General features: G+C 71.9%; 20 protein-coding genes. 9 read left to right on the top strand and 11 right to left on the bottom strand.

Annotation, left to right across the window (positions count from 1 at the left end; translation table 11 throughout):
• Window positions 1-767: 767 nt before the first annotated feature.
• Both ACFY36_RS38180 and ACFY36_RS38185 read right to left on the bottom strand, forming a co-directional pair.
• Window positions 768-1,916, bottom strand: coding sequence for a MalY/PatB family protein (locus ACFY36_RS38180; protein WP_499750775.1), 1,149 nt, complete (start codon window positions 1,914-1,916; stop codon window positions 768-770).
• Window positions 1,917-1,948: 32 nt separating this feature from the next.
• Entirely contained in the window at window positions 1,949-2,491 is a 543-nt protein-coding gene (locus tag ACFY36_RS38185) for a GNAT family N-acetyltransferase (RefSeq protein ID WP_499750776.1), read from the bottom strand.
• A 129-nt stretch (window positions 2,492-2,620) separates the two neighbouring features.
• Here ACFY36_RS38185 and ACFY36_RS38190 point away from each other — a divergent pair, with 129 nt between their 5' ends.
• The 3 genes from ACFY36_RS38190 to ACFY36_RS38200 are packed head-to-tail and all read left to right on the top strand — an operon-like array spanning window position 2,621 to window position 4,714.
• The gene (locus ACFY36_RS38190) at window positions 2,621-3,298 is read left to right on the top strand and encodes a hypothetical protein (protein ID WP_499750777.1); all 678 of its coding nucleotides are present in this window, start codon (window positions 2,621-2,623) and stop codon (window positions 3,296-3,298) included.
• Window positions 3,299-3,314: 16 nt separating this feature from the next.
• Window positions 3,315-3,902, top strand: coding sequence for a dihydrofolate reductase family protein (locus ACFY36_RS38195; RefSeq protein WP_499750778.1), 588 nt, complete (start codon window positions 3,315-3,317; stop codon window positions 3,900-3,902).
• 5 nt (window positions 3,903-3,907) lie between these two features.
• Window positions 3,908-4,714 (top strand): TrmH family RNA methyltransferase, encoded by an 807-nt coding sequence (locus ACFY36_RS38200; protein WP_499750779.1) that lies wholly within the window; start codon window positions 3,908-3,910, stop codon window positions 4,712-4,714.
• Here ACFY36_RS38200 and ACFY36_RS38205 read toward each other — a convergent pair.
• The 3 genes from ACFY36_RS38205 to ACFY36_RS38215 form a co-directional block, all read right to left on the bottom strand.
• A complete protein-coding gene (locus ACFY36_RS38205; RefSeq protein WP_499750780.1) occupies window positions 4,711-4,914 on the bottom strand; it encodes a hypothetical protein in 204 nt (67 codons plus the stop codon). The genes ACFY36_RS38200 and ACFY36_RS38205 overlap by 4 nt on opposite strands.
• 108 nt (window positions 4,915-5,022) lie before the next feature.
• Window positions 5,023-6,153, bottom strand: coding sequence for an SPFH domain-containing protein (locus tag ACFY36_RS38210; protein WP_097318802.1), 1,131 nt, complete (start codon window positions 6,151-6,153; stop codon window positions 5,023-5,025).
• Window positions 6,154-6,172: 19 nt separating this feature from the next.
• Window positions 6,173-6,622, bottom strand: a complete 450-nt coding sequence (locus tag ACFY36_RS38215) for an NfeD family protein (protein ID WP_499750781.1) — start codon at window positions 6,620-6,622, stop codon at window positions 6,173-6,175.
• Window positions 6,623-6,754: 132 nt separating this feature from the next.
• On the opposite strand from ACFY36_RS38215, the gene ACFY36_RS38220 reads away from it, so the two are divergent.
• Window positions 6,755-8,074, top strand: coding sequence for a serine hydrolase domain-containing protein (locus ACFY36_RS38220; RefSeq protein ID WP_499750782.1), 1,320 nt, complete (start codon window positions 6,755-6,757; stop codon window positions 8,072-8,074).
• Between the two features lie 26 nt (window positions 8,075-8,100).
• Here ACFY36_RS38220 and ACFY36_RS38225 read toward each other — a convergent pair whose 3' ends face one another.
• Window positions 8,101-8,826, bottom strand: a complete 726-nt coding sequence (locus ACFY36_RS38225; protein ID WP_499750783.1) for an SDR family oxidoreductase — start codon at window positions 8,824-8,826, stop codon at window positions 8,101-8,103.
• Between the two features lie 94 nt (window positions 8,827-8,920).
• Complete coding sequence (locus ACFY36_RS38230; RefSeq protein WP_499750784.1) at window positions 8,921-9,808, bottom strand: DMT family transporter; 888 nt, start codon at window positions 9,806-9,808, stop codon at window positions 8,921-8,923.
• A 57-nt stretch (window positions 9,809-9,865) separates the two neighbouring features.
• Between ACFY36_RS38230 and pdxR the strand changes: the two genes are divergently transcribed.
• Entirely contained in the window at window positions 9,866-11,251 is a 1,386-nt protein-coding gene (pdxR, locus tag ACFY36_RS38235; protein WP_499750785.1) for a MocR-like pyridoxine biosynthesis transcription factor PdxR, read from the top strand.
• Here pdxR and ACFY36_RS38240 read toward each other — a convergent pair.
• On the bottom strand, window positions 11,238-12,038 hold the full coding sequence (locus ACFY36_RS38240; protein WP_498696089.1) for a DUF3097 domain-containing protein: 801 nt from the start codon (window positions 12,036-12,038) through the stop codon (window positions 11,238-11,240). The genes pdxR and ACFY36_RS38240 overlap by 14 nt on opposite strands.
• Window positions 12,039-12,127: 89 nt before the next feature.
• Here ACFY36_RS38240 and ACFY36_RS38245 point away from each other — a divergent pair, with 89 nt between their 5' ends.
• Both ACFY36_RS38245 and ACFY36_RS38250 read left to right on the top strand, forming a co-directional pair.
• The gene (locus tag ACFY36_RS38245; protein WP_499750786.1) at window positions 12,128-12,910 is read left to right on the top strand and encodes an Rv1486c family protein; all 783 of its coding nucleotides are present in this window, start codon (window positions 12,128-12,130) and stop codon (window positions 12,908-12,910) included.
• Window positions 12,903-13,409, top strand: a complete 507-nt coding sequence (locus tag ACFY36_RS38250; protein WP_499750787.1) for an NUDIX domain-containing protein — start codon at window positions 12,903-12,905, stop codon at window positions 13,407-13,409. Before ACFY36_RS38245 ends, ACFY36_RS38250 begins: the two co-directional genes overlap by 8 nt.
• On the opposite strand, the gene ACFY36_RS38255 is transcribed toward ACFY36_RS38250, so the two are convergent.
• Window positions 13,396-14,625: an MFS transporter gene (locus ACFY36_RS38255; RefSeq protein ID WP_499750788.1), complete on the bottom strand. Its 1,230-nt coding sequence runs from the start codon at window positions 14,623-14,625 to the stop codon at window positions 13,396-13,398. The two genes, ACFY36_RS38250 and ACFY36_RS38255, sit on opposite strands and share 14 nt — an antisense overlap.
• A 153-nt stretch (window positions 14,626-14,778) precedes the next feature.
• Between ACFY36_RS38255 and ACFY36_RS38260 the strand changes: the two genes are divergently transcribed.
• Window positions 14,779-16,029, top strand: coding sequence for a hypothetical protein (locus ACFY36_RS38260; RefSeq protein WP_499750789.1), 1,251 nt, complete (start codon window positions 14,779-14,781; stop codon window positions 16,027-16,029).
• A gap of 55 nt (window positions 16,030-16,084) precedes the next feature.
• On the opposite strand, the gene ACFY36_RS38265 is transcribed toward ACFY36_RS38260, so the two are convergent.
• Entirely contained in the window at window positions 16,085-17,170 is a 1,086-nt protein-coding gene (locus ACFY36_RS38265; protein WP_499750790.1) for a zinc-binding dehydrogenase, read from the bottom strand.
• Between the two features lie 197 nt (window positions 17,171-17,367).
• On the opposite strand from ACFY36_RS38265, the gene ACFY36_RS38270 reads away from it, so the two are divergent.
• Window positions 17,368-17,958: a TetR/AcrR family transcriptional regulator gene (locus ACFY36_RS38270; protein WP_499750791.1), complete on the top strand. Its 591-nt coding sequence runs from the start codon at window positions 17,368-17,370 to the stop codon at window positions 17,956-17,958.
• Here the strand turns inward: ACFY36_RS38270 and ACFY36_RS38275 are convergent.
• The gene (locus ACFY36_RS38275) at window positions 17,948-18,892 is read right to left on the bottom strand and encodes a L,D-transpeptidase (RefSeq protein WP_499750792.1); all 945 of its coding nucleotides are present in this window, start codon (window positions 18,890-18,892) and stop codon (window positions 17,948-17,950) included. The two genes, ACFY36_RS38270 and ACFY36_RS38275, sit on opposite strands and share 11 nt — an antisense overlap.
• Between the last annotated feature and the right edge of the window lie 91 nt (window positions 18,893-18,983).

An 18,983-nucleotide genomic window follows, 5' to 3' on the forward strand; every position in this document is an offset into this window, starting at 1 on the left:
CCCAAAAGCTCCGGCCCGCGGAAGGGCGGTCGGTGCGCTCGCCCGAACGGTCATCGAAGTGCGGTGGCTCGCCGTCTTCCGCCATCGGCGAGTGAACGACGCGCCCGGCGCCGAACGGCCCCACCGGAGGATGGCCGACCGACGGCGGGGTGGGTTCGGGCGAGGCCGCGGAACCTTGTGCCGCCGACGCCCAGCGGGGCCGGAGCTGGCCCGCACCGCCACCGTCGGCCGCAGCGTGCGGCGAGGATGCGGCGTGCGGCGAGGCCGCGGCGTGCGGGGAAGCGGCGGCGTGCGGGGAAGCGGCGGCGTGCGGGGAAGCGGCGGCGTGCGGGGAAGCGGCGGCGTGCGGCGAGGACGCAGCTTGCGGAGAACCGGCGGCGTGCGGGGAACCGGCGGCGTGCGGCGAGGATGCAGCTTGCGGAGAACCGGCGGCGTGCGGCGCGGTCGCGGCGTGTGGGGAAGCGGCGGGCAGGCCCAGTCGGGGCGGAGCGGGTGGCAGGGCGTTGTGTGACTCGCCCGGGGGCAGGGCGGGATGGTCGTCGTCGCCTTGGGCGGTGAGCTCGTGCAAAGCCGCCGCGGTGTCGTCGATGCCGGCCGCTACCGCGTCCGGGGCGGCCTGGCGCAGGCGGATCGCGCGCAGCAGGGCCAGCAGGTGCTGGTCCGCCCCGGAGCCCGTACCCGATCCGGACGACACCGTTACACACCCCCGATGGTCGGCTCTCACCTCCACCGTACTGCTACAAACCACCTCATTTCGCCACTACGTCTCAAGGCAACGAGGCGGCCATGCGTTTCACCGCCTCGGTGAGGATGTCGGGGCTGGTGGCGAAGTTGAGGCGTACGTGGCCCGCGCCGGCGGCGCCGTGCTTGGTGCCGGGCTCCAGGGCCACCCGGGACCTGGTGAGGAAGTGGTCGCGGGGCTCGTCGTCGCGGCCCACGGCCGAGGCGTCGAGCCAGGCCAGGTAGGTGGCCTCGGGCGGCGTCCAGGTCAGCGTGGGCAGCTGGGAGCGCAGGAGGTCGCCCAACTGGGCGCGGCGCCGGTCGAGCGTGGTCCGCAGCGAGGCTAGCCAGGCGTCGCCCTCGGTGAAAGCGGCGATGGAGGCCAGGACGCCGAGGTGGCCCACGCGGTCGTCGGGGCCCGGCGGGAAACGGGTCACGGCCTGGGCCATGCGCGGGCCGGCGGTGACCACGGCGGCGCATTTCAGGCCGGCCGTGTTGAAGGCCTTGCTGGCCGAGATGACGCTGACCGCGATGTCGGCCGCGCCGGGCAGGGTGAGGATCGGGGTGAACGTGGCGCCGGGCAGGACCAGCGGGGAGTGGATCTCGTCGCTGATCAGGGGGACACGGTAGAGGCGGGCGAGGCGGACCAGCTCGGTCAGCTCGTCGGCGGTGTGCACGCGGCCGACCGGGTTGTGCGGGTTGCACAGCACGTACGCCGCCGGGTGGGTGGCGAACGCGGCCTCCAGCGCGGCCAGGTCGAGGCGATATCCGGAGGGGCCGCGGGCCAGGGGGACCTCGAGGATGCGGGCGCCGACCTCGGGCACCCAGTCGAAGAACGGCGAGTAGACCGGCGGGCTGATCACCACGGCGTCGCCGGGGCGGGTCAGCACGCGCATCATCTCGACCACGCCGACGCCGACGTCGGTGACCGCCGTGACCTGGGCGGGGTCGATCTCCCAGCCCCACTGGCGGCCGGCGAAGGCGGCCAGGGCCCGGCCCAGATCCGGAGTGGACGAGGCGTAGCCCAGGTCGCCGTGGCGCACGGCCTCGGTCAGCACCGCCGTCACCGGTGGGGCCAGGTCGTAGTCCATCTCGGCCACGAACAGCGGCAGCACGTCACCGGGGAAGGCCCGCCATTTCTCACTGCGCCGCCGCCGCAGCTCGGCCAACGGGGCCACCGGAAGCTCGTCGCTCATGGGTCCATCCTGGCGCGGGGGTACGACAATTTTCAGGCGGCGAGGCGCGGATTGCGCAGGCGGTACACGACCGACGGGCGCAGCGGGCCCGGCGGCACCGTCGGGTCGTCGAAGTCGTCGGACGGGTCGTGGGTCATGCCGAGGCGGCGCATCACCGCGTGGGAACGCACGTTGCCGGCGGCGGCGATCGCGAGGATCTCCGGCAGGCGGAGCCCTTCGAAGCCGTACTCGACGACCGCGCGTGCCGCCTCCGTGGCGTAACCCTTTCCCCAGGTCTTGCGGGCCAGGCGCCAGCCGGCCTCGGTGCCGTGGAACGGCACCTCCTCGTCGACCGGGTCGAGGCCGGCCATGCCGATCAGGCCGCCCTCCTCCGGCGCCTCGACCGCCCACCAGCCCCAGCCGCGTTCGTCCAGCTCGGCCCGGAAGTGGCTCAGCGAGGCGGCCGACTCGTCACGGGTCAGCACCGACGGGAAGAACTCACGGACCGCCGGGTCGGCGTTCAGCTCGGCCCAGGCGTCGAGATCGTCGTCGCGCCACTGGCGCAGAAGCAGGCGTTCGGTACGCATCTCAGTCATCGGCGACAGCCTATCGGCGTTTTTTCCGGGAACCGGGTGCGGGGACCTCCGCCATTTGCAAGGCTTCGGCCAGGATTCCCGACGGTTACCCCCGGGCCGTTCGGCTTGAGCCGACGCGAGGGCACACCCATGACCATCAGCCATCACCGCACGGCCAGCGGACGACCGTTGCGGGTCTCTCCGGCGTGGGTCGGCGCCGCTCGCCCGCCCGCCGGCTCGGCGGGACATGACGATCATCTCCCGGTGCGGGAGGCGGTCTGGGTCTGGAGTGTACGCCGGTACGCGCGCCTCGCCCTCTGGGCGCTTCCCGCCGCGTCCCTTCTGTACGGCTGGACGACGCTCGGCATCGACACCCCGCCCGGTCCCCTGGTCGTCGAGGTGGCCGCGAACTGGCTGGCCGCCATCGCGATGATCGCCCTGGCCGGGCTGCTGGCCGGCGCCCGGACCCGGCGCACGGCGCTGGCCGGGTTGCTGCTGGGGCTGGCCGGGCTGGTGCTGACGCTGCCGCTGGCCGCGCTGCCGAAGGGCACGGTGGCCGCCGGGGCGCCGCTCGCCCCCGATCAGCTGCATCTCGTCGCGGTGACCGGCGCCGCGACGGCCGGGCTCGGGTGGCTCGTACTGGGCTGGGCGGTGTTCCGTTCGCGTCTCGTGAACCCGGCTGACGGCGTACTCCTGATGCTTGCCGCAGTTGCCCTTGGTGCGGGAGCCGAGGCCCGGCAACCGTTGCCGACCGTGGGCGCCCTGCTGCTCCTGGCGGCCGGAACCGGCCTCGCCTGGACGGGTGGCCGCCTGATCCCGAAAGGCTGAATGGCATGCTCGGTGCATGACAAAGGTGGTCGCGGACATCTCGGTTTCGCTGGACGGGTTCGTCACCGGGCCTGACCCCGGTCCGGACAACGGGCTCGGCACCGGAGGCGAGGGCCTGCACCGATGGGTCTTCGAGGGCGACGCCGTCGACCGCGCCGTGCTTCAGGAGACGACCGACGCGACCGGCGCCGTCATCATGGGCCGCGCCCTGTTCGACATCGTCGACGGCCCGCACGGGTGGAACGAAGAGGTGGGTTACGGCGCCGGGCTCAACGCGGCCCCGCCGGTGCTCGTCGTGACGTCGAACCCTCCCGATTCCGTACGTCTCGGCGACCGCTTCAGCTTCGTCGTGGACGGGGTGCGCAGCGCCGTGGCCAAGGCGACCGCGCTGGCCGACGACCGGGACGTCGTCGTCATGGGCGGCGGCGCCGTGATCCGCGGGGCGATCGAGGCCGGCGTCGTCGACGAGCTGCGGCTGCACCTGTCGCCGGTGCTTCTCGGCTCGGGCACCCCGCTGTTCGACGGCGCGTCGCCGCGGCAGCTGCGCCAGATCCACGTGCGGGCCTCGGGGCACGCCACCCACCTCACGTACCGGGTGGACTGACACCAGTGGTTCTCGAGATCACCGACCCGGACGACGAGCGGCTCGGCGACTATCACGCGCTGACCGACCTGGAGCTGCGCACCAAGTGGGAGCCCCCGAACGGGCTCTTCATCGCCGAGGGTGAGCTGGTGCTGCGGCGGGCGCTGCGCGCCGGTTACCGCCCCCGGTCCTATCTGATCGACGCCAAGCGCGCGGACCAGATCGCCGACCTGCCGGACGACGCCCCGGTCTACGCCGCGGTTCCGTCCGTGCTGGAGAAGGTGACCGGCTTCCACGTGCACCGGGGTGTGCTGGCGTCGTTCCACCGCCGGCCGCTGCCGTCGGCCGGGGAGGTCGTCGAGGGCGCCCGCCGGGTGGCCGTCCTCGAGGACGTCAACAACCACACGAACATCGGGGCGGTCTTCCGCGGTGCGGCCGCCCTGGGCATCGACGCCGTGCTGCTGTCGCCGACCTGCGCCGATCCGCTCTACCGGCGCAGCGTGCGGGTCAGCATGGGCGAGGTCTTCGCCGTGCCGTACGCCATCCTGGAGCCCTGGCCGTCGGGTCTGCAGCAGCTCCGGGACGCCGGTTTCACCGTGCTGGCCCTGACCCCCGACCCGGACGCGGTGGCTCTGCAGCGGCTCACGGCGGCGCAGCGCGAGCGCACGGCCCTGCTGCTGGGCGCCGAGGGCCCCGGCCTGTCGAAGCACGCGATGGCGGCCAGCGACGTGCCGGTGAAGATCCCGATGCGCCGGAATGTGGACTCGTTGAACGTCGCCGCGGCCGCAGCAGTGGCTTTCTGGGAGCTGGGCCGCGACGACTCCGACATCTAGCCGCTGCGCCGGTTGCCGTACTGCCGAGGGCTCTGGACGGAACCGCGGCCGTGGGGGCCACCGTGTTCGTGCTCGGTGTGCTGGTGGGAGCCCTTGGCCTTGCCCTTGGCCCGGCGGGCGGCGCGGTTGAGGAACTCCTCGGGCTGCTCGGCTTCCGGCGTCTCGTCCGGGGTCTCGGGATTTGCGGTGGACTCAGACATCCGTGCCTCCTGAAGCGTCCGTAACCGCCGAGGATCCGGCGGCAGCATGATTATCCCCGTACGGACGCGACACGGCCGACCCGAACGGGCCGGCCGTGATCAAAATCTTCAGGCGCGCTCGCGGCGCCCCTCGAGATCGGCGGCGCCGTTGTAGTCGGCCCCGCCCAGGGCGGCCGACGGCGGAATCGGCTCGGGAGCGGGCAGGGCGGCCGTCTTGTCGGGGTCGCCGCTGACCTGAGCCTCCGCCTCCCGTACGGCCTCATTGATCTTGCTGGCCTCGGCCGCGGCGGCCTGCGCCGCCGCGACGGCCTCGCGCTCGACGGCGGCCGCGTCGACACCCGCCTTCGGGGCGTCGCCGGCCATGTTGGCCAGGCCGCCCAGGGCGCCGCCGAGACCGTCGAGGGCCTTGGTCAGCTCGGTCGGCACGATCCAGACCTTGTTGGCCGAGCCGTTGGCGATCTGCGGCAGGGCCTGGAGGTACTGGTAGGCCAGGACCTTCTGCGACGGATTCGCCGTGTGGATCGCGTCGAAGACCGTACGGATGGCCTTGGCCTGGCCCTCGGCCTGAAGGATGCGGGCCTGCCGGTCACCGTCGGCGCGCAGCACCGCGGCCTGCTTCTCACCCTCGGCGGTGAGGATCTGCGACTGCTTGTGGCCCTCGGCGTTCAGGATCGCGGCGCGGCGGTCACGCTCGGCGCGCATCTGCTTCTCCATGGAGTCGCGGATGCTCGGCGGCGGCTCGATCGCCTTGATCTCGACCCGGGTGACCTTGATGCCCCATCGGCCGGTGGTCTCGTCCAGCACCGACGACAGATGCCGGTTGATCTCCTCGCGGCTGGTCAGCGCGCGCTCCAGGTCGAGCGAGCCGATGACGTTACGCAGCGTCGTGACGGTCAGCTGCTCTATCGCCTGGAGGAAGTTCGCGATCTCGTACGTCGCCCGGACCGGGTCGACCACCTTGAAATAGAGCACCGTGTCGATCGAGACGACCAGGTTGTCGGAGGTGATCACCGGCTGGGGCGGGAAGGAGACGACCTGCTCGCGCATGTCCACCTTGCTGCGCACCGAGTCGACGAACGGGACCAGCAGGTTCAGACCCGGGCTGAGGGTCCGCTTGTACTTGCCCAGGCGCTCCACCACGTCCATACGCTGCTGGGGGACGATGCGGACGGACCGGAGCAGCGTGACGATGGCGAAAACCACGATCACGATGATGAGTACACCGATCACTGCTTCCATGGCGCCTCTCTATATGTCTTCAGATGTTGGGCAGGTCGTCGCGCCAGACGATGGCGGTGGCGCCCTTGACCTTGATGACCCGGACGCGTTCGCCGGGCAGGTATTTCTCGTTGCCGTCGAAGGAACGGGCCTGCCAGAGCTCCCCGTCCAGCTTGATCAGGCCGCGGTCGGCGTCGACCTCCTCGAGCACCATGCCGTGGCTGCCCTCGATCGCCTCCACTCCGAACGGCGTCTCGCCGGTCTCGGAGGCGGGCTTGGCGTGCCGCATGATGATCGGCCGGAGCGCCCCGACGGAGATGCCGGAGACGAGCGCGAACGTGATCACCTGGACCAGCAGCGGCGCACCCAGGGCGGCCACTCCGGCCGCGGCGAGCGCGCCCACCGCGAAGAAGATGATGAGAAAAGTGGCCGTGAAAGCCTCGGCGATCGCCAATGCGATGCCTAGCACGATCCAGAGAACCGCTTCCACACCACGATCGTTGCACGCCCGCGCACGTACGGCGACTTCACATACACCGAGCGCAGATTCGGGGCATCGGGGGCGACACTCAATCCGTCTTACATAGTTGTACCCATCAGTCGTTTATCGAGAGGGTCCACCGTGTCGCCGATTCCATCGCTGCTACCGCAGACCGGCCGGCGGGTCGATGAGATCGCCGCGCGGGCGCAGGCCGACGGGCGCGTGCCGTCCTTCGCCCTGGCCATCGTGCGGGACCGGGCGGTGCTGCACCAGTCCTTCGTCGGGGAGCATCCCCGGCCGGACGCGAAAACGCAGTACCGTCTCGGCTCGGTGACCAAGACGCTCACCGCGACCATGGTCATGCAGCTGCGCGACGAGGGTTTCTTCGCCCTCGACGACCTCCTCTACCGCCACCTGCCGGGAACGCCGATCGGCGGGGTGACCCTGCGCCAGCTGCTCGGCCACGTCTCCGGCCTGCAACGCGAGCCGGACGGCGCCTGGTGGGAACGGGCCACCGGCGGCGACGTCGACCAGCTGCTGGCCGAGCTCGGATACGACAAGGTGGCCGGCCCGCCGTTCCGCCGCTTCCGCTACTCGAACCTGGCCTACGGCCTGCTCGGCGCGGTCCTGGAGAAGGTGACGGGCGAGAGCTGGCAGGCCCTGGCGGCCAAGCGGGTGCTCGACCCGCTGGGCATGAAGAGGACGACGTACGCTCCGGTCGAGCCGTTCGCCCGCGGCTACGTGGTCCACGCCCTGGGCGGCGCGATGCACGAGGAGCCCCGCCTCGACTCGGGCGCGATGGCCCCGGCCGGCCAGCTCTGGTCGACGATCACCGACATGGCCAAGTGGGCGGCGTTCTGGACCGACCCGTCCCCCACGGTCCTGTCCCGCGAGACGGTCGACGAGATGTGCGCCCCGGTGGTGATCAGCGACCTGGAGTCCTGGACGGCCGGCCACGGCCTGGGCCCCCAGCTGTTCCGCGTGGGCGAACGCGTCTTCGTCGGCCACGGCGGCTCCATGCCCGGCTACGTGGCCCAGCTCGCGGTCCACCGCCGCAGCCGTCTGGGCGTGGTCGCTTTCGCCAACGCGTACGGCTTGACCGGCACCACCATCAAGCAGGTGGCCCTGGACGCCCTGACCACGGTCCTGGACGCCGAGCCGGCGCCCCCGCCGGCACCGTGGCAGCCACCCACCCCACCCGCCGGAGAGGCGGCGGCCCTGGTGGGCCGCTGGTGGTGGATGGGCCGCGAATACGAGATCGTCACCGACGGCGCCGCCCTGGAGATGACCGGCCCGTTCCACTGGTCCCGCTTCACCCGGGAGGCCCCCGACCGCTGGCGGGGCGTGGACGGCGAGAACGAGGGCGAGATCCTCACCGTCCTGCGCAACCCGGACGGCGAGCTGACCGCCATCGACATAGCCACATTCGTCTTCAGCCGCGACCCGTCCCACCTGGCCTGATCGACGAAGGTCGCCGATCAACCACGTCAGATGATGCCGCCGTTGGCGCGGACGGTCTGGCCGTTCACCCAGTGGCCGGCCGGACTCGCCAGGAAGGCGATGACGCCGGCGATGTCCTCGGCCTGGCCCAGGCGCTCCAGCGGGGGCTGCTTGGCCAGGTTGTCGATGACGGACTGGTCCTTGCCGTTGAGGAACAGGTCGGTGGCGGTGGGGCCGGGGGCCACGGCGTTCACGGTGATGTCGCGGCCGCGCAGCTCGCGGGCCAGGACCAGGATCATGGCCTCGACGGCGCCCTTGCTGGCGGCGTACGCCGAATAGGCCGGGAACTGCAGGCCCACCACCGACGTCGAGACCATGATGATGGCGCCGCCGTCACGCAGGCGGCGGGCGGCCTCGCGGGCGACCACGAAGCTGCCGCGGATGTTGGTGCGGTGCATGCGGTCGAGGTCGTCGAGATCGAGGTCGGCCAGCGGGGACAGCAGCATCAGGCCGGCCGAGTTGACCACGACGTCGACGCCGCCGAACTCCTTCTCGGCCAGGTCGAACATGCCGGACACGGCCTGCTCGTCGGCGACGTCGGCCTGGGCCGCCACGGCCCGGCCACCGGCCTCCACCACGAGGGTGACCGTCTCGGAAGCGGCGTCGGGCGAGCCGGCGTAACCGACGACCACGTCGTGGCCGGCGGCGCCCAGGGCGATGGCGGCGGCGCGGCCGATTCCGCGCGAGGCACCGGTGACAACAGCTACAGCCATGAGTCCCACCTCGTTGATCACGTCGATACGCCCTCTGCGTATCGCCGATACGACGAGCCTAGCACGCCGAGATCATTGCTACGAGTTCTTCATATCACTGATTCGACAGGGCCGGTTCGGGAAGCGACGCCGGCGTCATCCCCACGACCAGACCCAGAGCCACCAAGGCGATGCCGGCCCACACGAGCGGGCTGGGTACGGGACCGCCGAGCGCCACCCCGGCCGCGGCCGCCGCGACGGGCGCGATGCCGGTCAGCAACCCGGCGCGGGCCGACCCCAACCGCGACACGCACGTGTACCAGAGCACGAAGGCCAGCGCCGTGACCGCCACCGCCAGATAGACACCGGCGAACACATGGGAAGCGCGCAGGTGCGGCGACGGCCCTTCGAGGACGAGGGCGGCCACGCCGAACACCCCGGCCGCCATCCACGTCGCGTGGACCGACACGCCCAGCGGCCCGTGCCGCCCCAGCAACGGCACCGCCAGCAGCGTGAACCCGGCCTCGCAGACAAACGTGACCAGCGCCCACAACAACCCGATCCCGTCGGCCCGCCCGAGTCCCTGCACGAGCACCGCCCCCGCCGTGACCACCGCCGCCGCCAGCAGCAGGCGCGGCGCCGGCGTGTGGCCCTCCAGCAGCGGCCCGCCCACCGCCAGCAACAGCGGCACGCAGGCCACCGCCACCCCCAGCACCGCCGGCTCGGCGTGCCGGGCGCCGTGCACCAGGGCCAGGTTGAACACGAACATGCCGGTGACCACGACCCCGGCCAGCCAGAGCCATTCGGCGCCGCGCGGGCGCACCAGCCGCCGGCCGATGACGCGGGCGTACACGACGAGCAGCAGGCAGGCCACGGCGTACCGCAAGGCCTGCACGGTCATGGCCGGCGCGTCGACGAGCACGCCGGAGACGGCCACGCTGCCGCCGACGAAGACCATTCCGAGAGCGCCCGAAAGGGCGGGCAAAGACTTCACGCCGTTCATGCTCGTCGGCGGTATGGTCCGATTGAAGGACCAATCACGGCCCCCTCAGGAGGACCAATGTCCGACTTCCTCCAGCTCCGGCCGGACGAGGCGCCGCCCAAGGGCATCACCGCCTGGCTCGCCGGCGCCCTGCGCGCCGCCATCACCTCCGGCCGTCTCACGCCCGGCGCCAAGCTGCCCGCGACCCGGCTCCTGGCGGCCGAGCTCGCCGTCTCCCGCGGCGTCGTCGTCGACGCCTACCAGCGGCTGGTCGACGAGGGGCTGGCCACCGCGCGCACCGGCGCCGGCACGGTCGTCACCGCCCCCCGGGCCACCCCGGCCAGGACCACCGACCGCCGCCGCGATCTCGCCGCCATCCGGCTTCCCCTGCCGCCGCCCGAGGGCATCGACATCGACCTCTCCCCCGGCGTTCCCGACCTCGCCGCCTTTCCCCGCGCGGCCTGGCTGCGGGCCGAGCGGGCGGTCTTCGACGAGATCACCGCGGCCGATCTGGGCTACGGCGATCCGGGCGGCACGCCCCGCCTGCGCACCGAGTTGGCGTCCTGGCTGGCCCGTGTGCGCGGGGTCCGCTGCGAGCCCGACGACGTCATCGTGGTCGGCGGCGTCGCGCAGGCGCTGGCTCTGCTGGCGCAGACGCTGCACGCCAACAACCACACCGCTGTCGCGGTGGAGGACCCAGGGTCACGCGGGGCGCGGGACCAGCTCGCCCATTGGGGTGTACGCCCGGAGCCGGTCCCCATCGACGAACAGGGCCTGCGGGTCGACGCGCTGACCCAGGACGCGGCCCTGCTGACGCCGGCACACCAGTTCCCGACCGGGGTCGTGCTGAGCCCGGCGCGGCGGCGGGCGCTGCTCGCCTGGGACGGGCTGATCATCGAGGACGACTACGACGCCGAGCACCGCTACGACCGGGCGCCCGTCGCCGCCCTGCAAGGCTCGGCGCCCGATCACGTGGCGTACTGCGGAAGCGTCTCGAAATCTCTCGCGCCGGGAATGCGGCTCGGCTGGCTGGTGGCGCCCCGGCCGATGCAGGCCGAACTGCTCGCGGCCAAGCACGACAGCGACCTCGGCAACCCGGCCCTGCCGCAGCTGGTGCTGGCCCGGCTGCTGGCGAGCGGCGACTACGAGCGCCATCTGCGGACCGTCCGGTCGCGGCAGCGGCGACGGCGCGACGCCCTGCTGTCCGGGCTGCGGCAGCACCTGCCGGGCGGCCGGGTCACGGGCGTCGCCGCCGGACTGCACCTGTTGATCATGACGGCGGGAGACACCCCCGACACCGTGATCGCGGAGCGGGCGGCCGCGCGTACGGGCGTACTCGTGCATCCTCTGTCGTGGCACCGCCTGCAACCCGGACCGCCGGGGTTGATCCTGGGTTATGCGGCGCAGCCGCCCGATCGTCTCGCCGAGGCCGCGAAGCGCCTCGCGAGCGTCATGGGACCGTGACGAAGTCGATCAGCCGCTCCATCGAGTTGATGAGCGGGGTCTCGACGTCCTTGTAGCTGCTCACCGAGCGCAGGATCCGCCGCCACATGTCGGCCGGCTCGCGCACGCCGACGGCCTGGCAGATGCCCTCCTTCCAGGGGCGGCCGGGCGGGATCACCGGCCACTTCGACAGGCCGACCCGCTCCGGCTTCACCGCCTGCCAGATGTCGACGTACGGGTGGCCGGTGACCAGCACGTTGGGGTCGGTGACCGAGGACACGATCCGGCTCTCCTTCGAGCCCGCCACGAGATGGTCGACGAGCACGCCCAGCCGCCGCTGCGAGCTCGGCTGGAAGCCGCGGACCGCGCCCGCGAGATCGTCGATGCCGTCCAGCGGCTCCACCACGATGCCCTCGATGCGCAGGTCGTCGCCCCAGATCCGCTCGACCAGGGCCGCGTCGTGGATGCCCTCGACCCAGATGCGGCTCGCCTTGGCCACCTGCGCGCGCACGTTGTCGACGGCGATCGAGCCCGACGCGGTGACCCGCCGCTGGGCCTGCGCCGGGGCCGCGGCCGGCTTGCGCAACGTGACCGGCCGGCCGTCGAGCAGGAACGCGGCCGGCGCCAGCGGGAAGTTGCGCCGCTTGCCGAACCTGTCCTCGAGCACCACCGCGCCCAGCTCGAAGCCGATCACCGCGCCGCAGAAGCCCGACTCCGCGTCCTCGACCACCAGGTCCCGCTCGGCGTCCACCTCGGGCGCGACCTTCCGCTTACGCCAGTCGCCCTTGAGCACGTCCTCCCCATACATGCAAGGCACCGTAACCCGTGCGCGGAGACACGGGACTTATGACTCTCCGGCCGAGACAAGCTTCCCGGTGGGCACGTACCCTTGCTCGCATGTCCCCCGCAGCTGATGCGGCCACCCGCACCACGCGGCGCTCCACCCGGTTCGTGTCCTGGGTTCGCGCCTGGCGTGCCGGGCTCGTGCCGTTCGACGAGCTCGCCGACGAGATCGCCCACGACGAGGAGCACCTCTTCGCCGACGCGCCCGGCACGTGGACCGACGTCCCGCTGCCGCAGGGCCTCCCGGCCTTCGCCAAGGTGCATCCCGACGACATCCGGCTGGTCCTGCCCGCCCCTGGCGACCCGCGCGGGCTGCCCGGCCCGGGCGAGCTGACCGGCGCCGCGATGCTGGCCGGCGAGGCCGTGATGACCCCCGACTTCGGTGTGGTGCCCGACGTCCGCCGGCATGTCTCCGGCTCCGGCGTCGAGTTCGAGACGGTGGTCTGGCGCTACTTCCCGGTCGAGGGATATCGCCCGGTCTTCCAGATGGGCGCGGCCGAGGCCGAGAGCGAGCTGACCCTGGCCCTGTCCGAGGCCACCGCCCAGCTGACCAAACTCGACGTGGCCCAGTGGAAACCGGAGCTGGCGGGCGCGTTGCAGGCGCTGCGCCGTCCGGAGAGCACGGCCACGCTGCCACCGGGCTTCGAGCCCCGGGCGCGGCGGTTGTTCGCCCGGGCCAGCGTGCTCGACCAGGTCCTGGCCCTCGCCGGCAGCAACGCGCCCGGCGGCGCGGTGAACGGCTTCGAGGCTCAGCAGCGCGACGCGGCGCTGCGCCCGTTGACGACCGCGTGCCGGCAGGCGCTGGTCGCCGCCTGCAACTCGCCGCTGCATGCCTGACCGGTTCCTGCATTGCACGTTCTGCGGGGCCCGTTTCGGCGCCGTACGGGAGTGGCCGCGCCGCTGCGCCGCCTGCGGTGAGACCACCTATCGCAACCCGACCCCGGTGGGTGTCGCGGTGCAGCCGGTCGGCGGCGGCCTGCTGACGGTCCGCCGCGCCATTCCCCCGGCCGCCGGCAAACTGGCCCTGCCCGGCGGCTTCATCGATTTCGGCGAGGCGTGGCCCGAGGCCGTCGTCCGCGAACTCTTCGAGGAGACCGGCCTTCAGGCAGACCCTTCCGAGGTACGCCTGTACGACACCTTGAGCGCCCCCGACGGCACGTTGCTCGTCTTCGGGTTGCTGCCCCCGCTGGCCCATGTGTCGGACATGCCGCTCTCCGAGCCGAACGACGAGTCGCTGGGCTGGGAGATCCTGGCCGCACCCCAGGAACTGGGTTTCAGCCTGCACACGGCGATCGCCGGCCGGTGGTTCGCCTCCCGTCCACTCAGGACCGGGTAGGCGCCAGGTCGAGCAGGGTGTCGTCGATGTGCGGCGGGGTCTTCACGCGCAGCGCGATGAGGGCGGCCACCACACACGAGACCGCGCCCACGAGCAGTGCCAGGCGCGGGCCGCCGAGGCCGCTGAGCCAGCCGGTGATGACGCTGCCGATCGGTGTCGTTCCGATGTAGACGAACACCCAGAGGGCCACGATCCGGCCCCGGTACTCGGGCGCGGTGTGCAGCTGGATGGTCGTCGAGGCGAGCGTGGTGAAGGCGAACCCGGCGGCGCCGGTGATGAGCAGGGTGACCGTGGCAGTGGCCACGTTGGGGGCGGCGGCGGTCGCGGCCAGCCCGACCGCGAAGGCCAGCGCGGTCACGATCAGATATTGCCGCCTCGGGTGCTTGACCAGGCCCACGCCGAGCGAGCCGGCGATGGAGCCGACGCTCAGCATGGTGGAGAGCAGCCCGTACGTGCCGCCCGAGCCGTGGAAGGTCTGCTTGGCCAGCACCGGCAGCACCACCGAGAAGTTGAAGGCGAGCAGGCCGACCAGCGCCATCATCGTCAGTGGCAGCCACACCTGCTGGCGGGTGCGCGCGTAGCGGACGGCGGCGGCCACGCCGGCCGGGCCCGTTCCGGTCCGCTTGCTCCCCGCGAGGGGGCGGATCAGCAGGAGCGCCCCGATCACGGCCAGATACGAGACGGCGTTGACGAGGAAGCACGGGGTGACGCCGACCGCGACGATCAGCACGCCGGCCAGGGCCGGGCCGACGACGCGGGCGCTGTTCATCACGACGCCGTTGAGGCTGACCGCGCTGGCCAGGTCGTCCGGCGGCACCAGCGACGAGACGAAGGCCTGCCGGGCCGGCGAGTCCACGATGCCGACGATGCCGCCGGCCACGCCGATCGCGATGACCAGCGGCACCCCGGCGTGCCCGGTGGTGGCGGCGATCCAGATCGCGAGGGCCAGCGCGCCGTAGACGGCCTGCGTCACTATCAGCAGCCGCCGCAGGTCGAACCGATCGGCGACGCTGCCGCCCCACGGCCCGAGGATCAGCGACGGCAGCCCGCCCACGGCGAGCACGAGGCCGAGCGCCGACGCCGAGCCGGTCAGTTGCAGCACGAGCCAGCCGATGGCCGTCTGCTGGAGGAAGGTGCCGCTGGCCGACGCGATCTGACCGCCGAAGTACCAGCGGAACGGCACTGACCTCAGCGCCCGGAATCCATTCTTCGCCACGGCCACGCCTTTGCCCCGTTGCCCGGGCAACCATCGCTCTGCGTGACCAAGGACTCAGACACCTGTTGACAAGGATTCGTACGTTCGTCTATGGCGCGCCGGACGGCGATCCAGCACCCTAGGTTGCTGACTTTTATCACGGGGAGAACCAAAATGCGCGTTAAGCGCCTCATGGCGGCCACCGCCGCTGGTGCCACCGCCCTGGCCTTCGCCGGTGCGTGCGCTCAGAAGATCAAGGAGATCGAGCCCAAGCTCGAGCTCCGCAACGCCGCCTCGCAGCTGTCCGAGGCCAAGCAGACCGGTTTCACGGTCAAGCTCACCGGCAGCCCGGAAGACCTGGCCGCGGGCCTCAAGCTCGAGGACCCGTCCGACGTTCCCGACGCCGAGACGCTGAAGAAGCTGTTCAACTCGTCGTTCACCATCGCCACCGACAAGGCCGGCGAGGGCGACAAGGACGACCGCGCGTCGCTGTCGGCCACCATCGACGGCGTGACCGGCACCGAGCTGCGGGTCATCGACGGCGTCGTGTACGTCAAGGCGCCGGTGCAGGAGCTGGCCACCAAGTTCGGCGCCGCCGCGAGCGACGTCACCGAGATGCGCCAGGGCCTCACGGGCGAGCTGCCCGAGGCGGCCGCGCTCTTCGACGGCAAGTGGGTGTCGGTCGACGTGGCCAAGGCGGCCGAGGGCGCGCTCGGCAAGGCCACCCCGTCGCAGGACCCGGCTCAGGCGGCGAAGCTGCAGAGCGAGATCCAGGCGAGCGCGAAGAACCTCTTCGAGAGCGCCCAGATCGTCCGCGACCCGGCCGACGAGAGCCACCTCACGGTGACGACGTCCACCACCAAGGGCTACGAGGAGTTCAAGCGCCTGGCCGGGGTCTTCGGCAAGGAGCTCGGCACCGACGTCACCAAGGAGCTCCCGAAGGCGCCGGAGGACCGCCCGATCACCCTCGACCTGTGGATCAAGGACGAGAAGCTGACCGCCATCGAGGTCAACTTCCTCCAGTTCATCGACGGCGCGACCGGCCGGGCCGCGCTGCGCTTCGAGGTCACCACGGGCGCCGAGATCGCCGCCCCCGAGGGCGCCACGAAGATCGACCCGAGCAAGCTGACCTCCGGCCTGACCGGCGGCGGCGCCCAGCCGTACGCGGGCGGCGGCCTCAGCGACGGCGACACGGCGTACACCGAGGCTCGGCTGCTCGCCCTCGACGTCCAGCTCCGGCAGCTCGAGAAGGGCAACGTCAACACCTACCTCAAGCAGGCCGTGGCCGAGCGCAACGCGGAGGGCGACGGCGTCAAGGCCGGCGTCGTGCGCAGCGGTGTCGCTCAGGTGGCGGCCGACGGCGCGTTCGCCTGCGTGAAGGTCTCGGCGAGCAAGGAGCCGGTGGTCACCAAGGGCCGCTGCTGATTCAGCCGCTACGGAAAAGGGCGTCGCCTCGCGCGGCGCCCTTTTCCGTGCCCGCCTACAGAGCGGTCACCACGACCCGAGCGGTCTCGCCGTCCTTGAGCAGCTCGTATCCGGCGTCGATGTCGGCCAGGCCGATCTCCTTGGAGACCAGGTCGTCGAGGTTCATCCGGCCCTGGAGGTACATCGAGGCGTAGAACGGGATGTCCTTCTTGAGGTTGGACGAGCCCATGTAGACGCCCTGCACCTTCTGCGAGGCGGAGAGCGCGACCAGGGTGCTCACCTCGAGGCCGGCGTCGACCGCGGCCGCGCCGATCAGGTAGAGGCCGCCGCCCTTGCCGAGCATCTGGAAACCCTGGGCGGTGACCGGGCGTACGCCCACGAAGTCGAAGACGTGGTCGGCGCCCCCGCCGGTGATGTCGCGGACCGCCTCGACCGGGTCGTCGGCCCGCGAGTTGACGACGTGGGTGGCCCCGAAGGCCTTGGCCCGCTCCAGCTTCCCGTCCTCGATGTCGGTCACGATGATCTTCCCGGCCCCCGCGAGCCGGGCCCCGCTGATCGCGTTCATGCCGACCCCACCGGCGCCGATCACCACGACGGTCTCGCCGTACCGCACGCCCGCGCTGTTGAGCACCGCGCCGGCCCCGGTGAGGACACCGCACCCGATGAGCGCGGCCGGCGCCCACGGCATCTCGTCCGGCACCACGGCGACCTGGTTCTCGTGCAGCAGCACCTCCTGCGCGAACCCGCCCACGCCCATGCCCTGCGCGACCGGCTGCCCGTTCCAGGTGATCCGCGGCGCCTGGTCCGGGGTGCGCAGCGTGAACTCGGGCCGCGAGCACAGATGCGTACGGCCGCTCAGGCAGTTGACGCACAGCCCGCAGAACTGGATGAGGCTGGCCACGACGTGGTCGCCCACCTTGACCTCGGACGCGTCCGGCCCGGTCTCGGTGACGACGCCGGCCACCTCGTGCCCGAGCACGGTCGGGAACTCGCCGCCGAGGAACGTGGCGATGCTCAGATCGGAGTGGCAGAGGCCGGACGCCTTGACCTCGACGCGAACCTCACGCCCGATCGGGGCGGCCAGCTCGACCTCTTCGAGGACGAAGCCCTGCCCGAGCCCTTTGGTGACGGATGCCTTCATAACATTTGCCTCTTTCCGGGCGCACCAACGGCAGGGCCCGTCCCGGGCGGTGCCGTCGAGGATTCACCGCGCGGCTCTCGATCCCTCGGGGCGCGGCGTCCTTTCATGATGGCACTGTTGCGTGCCAAAGAAAAGAGACACCTGTTGGTTAGCGCAGGTGAGAGCTTGATCGTTTCCCGGCCGCTAAGGTTTCGTCCGTGTCCGTCGACGTCCGCGTGCAGCGCACCCGCACCCGTTTGAGAGAAGCCGTCGTCCGCTTGGCCGCCGACCGCCCCGTGGAGGACATTCCGGTGGCCGACCTGGTCCGCGCCGCCCGCGTCAACCGCACGACGTTCTACCAGCACGCCACGAGCCCCGCCGCCGTGCTCGCCGAGCTGCTGTACGAGGACCTGGACGCCATGCGCGCCGACCTGATAGCCGGCTTCGCCGCCTCGGCGCTCCCCCCACGGGCGGTCTGGGAACGCTCGGCCACCGCGATGGCCGACCACCTGACCCGCTTCGACGCCCTCTACACGGCGGGTTTGGTGGGCCACCGCAGCGCCACCCTCTACCGCCTGCTGGTCGACCATTTCGCCACCACGGCCACCACATTCCTGGAACAGAACCCGGCTCTCCTCCCCCCAGGAGAGGGCACACCTTCATGGCGTACGAAGACCCAAGGCGCCTTCCTGGCCCACGGAACGGCCGGAGTGGTCGAGGCGTGGCTCTCCCAGCCCGCACCGCGCGACCCCGCCCTGTTCGTCACCGCCGCCGTCGAGGTACTCCCACCATGGGTCCTCAGTCGATGACATGCACGGGCGTCCCCGGCCCGAGATGACGCAGCAGAACCCGCTGGGCGTCAGCGGGCAGGCGCACACAGCCATTGGAAACGCTGCGCCCGAAGGCGGACCGCCGGCTCCAGGCGTGAATACCGGTGTGCCCGTCCCGCAGCGCCGGGGCGAGAGCTTCCCGGTTGTCCGGCACCGCCCCGAGCACAAGAGCGTCCAGCCCCGCGTAGACCCCGCCAACGGTGATCGTCCGCCCGAGCACAAAGGTCCGCCCGAGCGGCGTAGGAGTCCGCGACGCCCCGACGGCCACCTTCCACTCGCCTCGGAGCCGCCCATCCCGGAGCCAGACAAGCCGGTGCCCCCGCCGATGCAGAACAAGCTGATCCCGAAGCGGCAGAACCTCCCACCCGGCCGCCTTCCCACGCACCCCACCGCGAACGCCGCCAGCCAACGGCTGCGCGTTTTCGGCCGCCCTGGAATCCGCGGCCCCCGACGGCTGCACCTTCCGGTCCCGGCCCAGGTTCGGGCCGCGCTCGGGAGCGGGAGCCTTCTCCGGGATCCATCCGACGCGCCGGTTCAGAGACGGCAGCAGCACCCCGGCCCAGCCGGGGCGACGCTCCACGATCGGGACGGTCACCGTCAAACCGCTGAACGAGCGGGGCAGAAAGGCCCGCGGCCGCCCGCCGGGAGCGTCGTAGACGGCCAGCTTCCGGAGCGGGCGCAGATCTTCCGAGATCGGCGTCACCGATTCCGGAGCGGCATCCTTCGGAAATCCGCCCGGCGCTCCCCAGTAGTCGATCGTCGGCAGATCCCGCGGCGCCGGCCTGGCGTCGGCCACCGGCGCGGCTCGCGGCGGAACCTTCGGCACGACAGCGACCCGCCGGGCCGCCCTGATCTCGTACCGCTCAGCGCCGTCGACCCGCGCGACGCCCACACCTCCGGCAAGCGTCGCCACGAGAACCCACCCCGCCACCACCCGGCGGGAACTAGGAAAGCGCGGCACACTCCCTACCCTAAGACCCGAATTCCTCTCAAATGCCCACAAC

It is taken from the genome of Actinoplanes sp. NPDC000266 (assembly GCF_042899005.1).
Classification (GTDB): domain Bacteria; phylum Actinomycetota; class Actinomycetes; order Mycobacteriales; family Micromonosporaceae; genus Actinoplanes.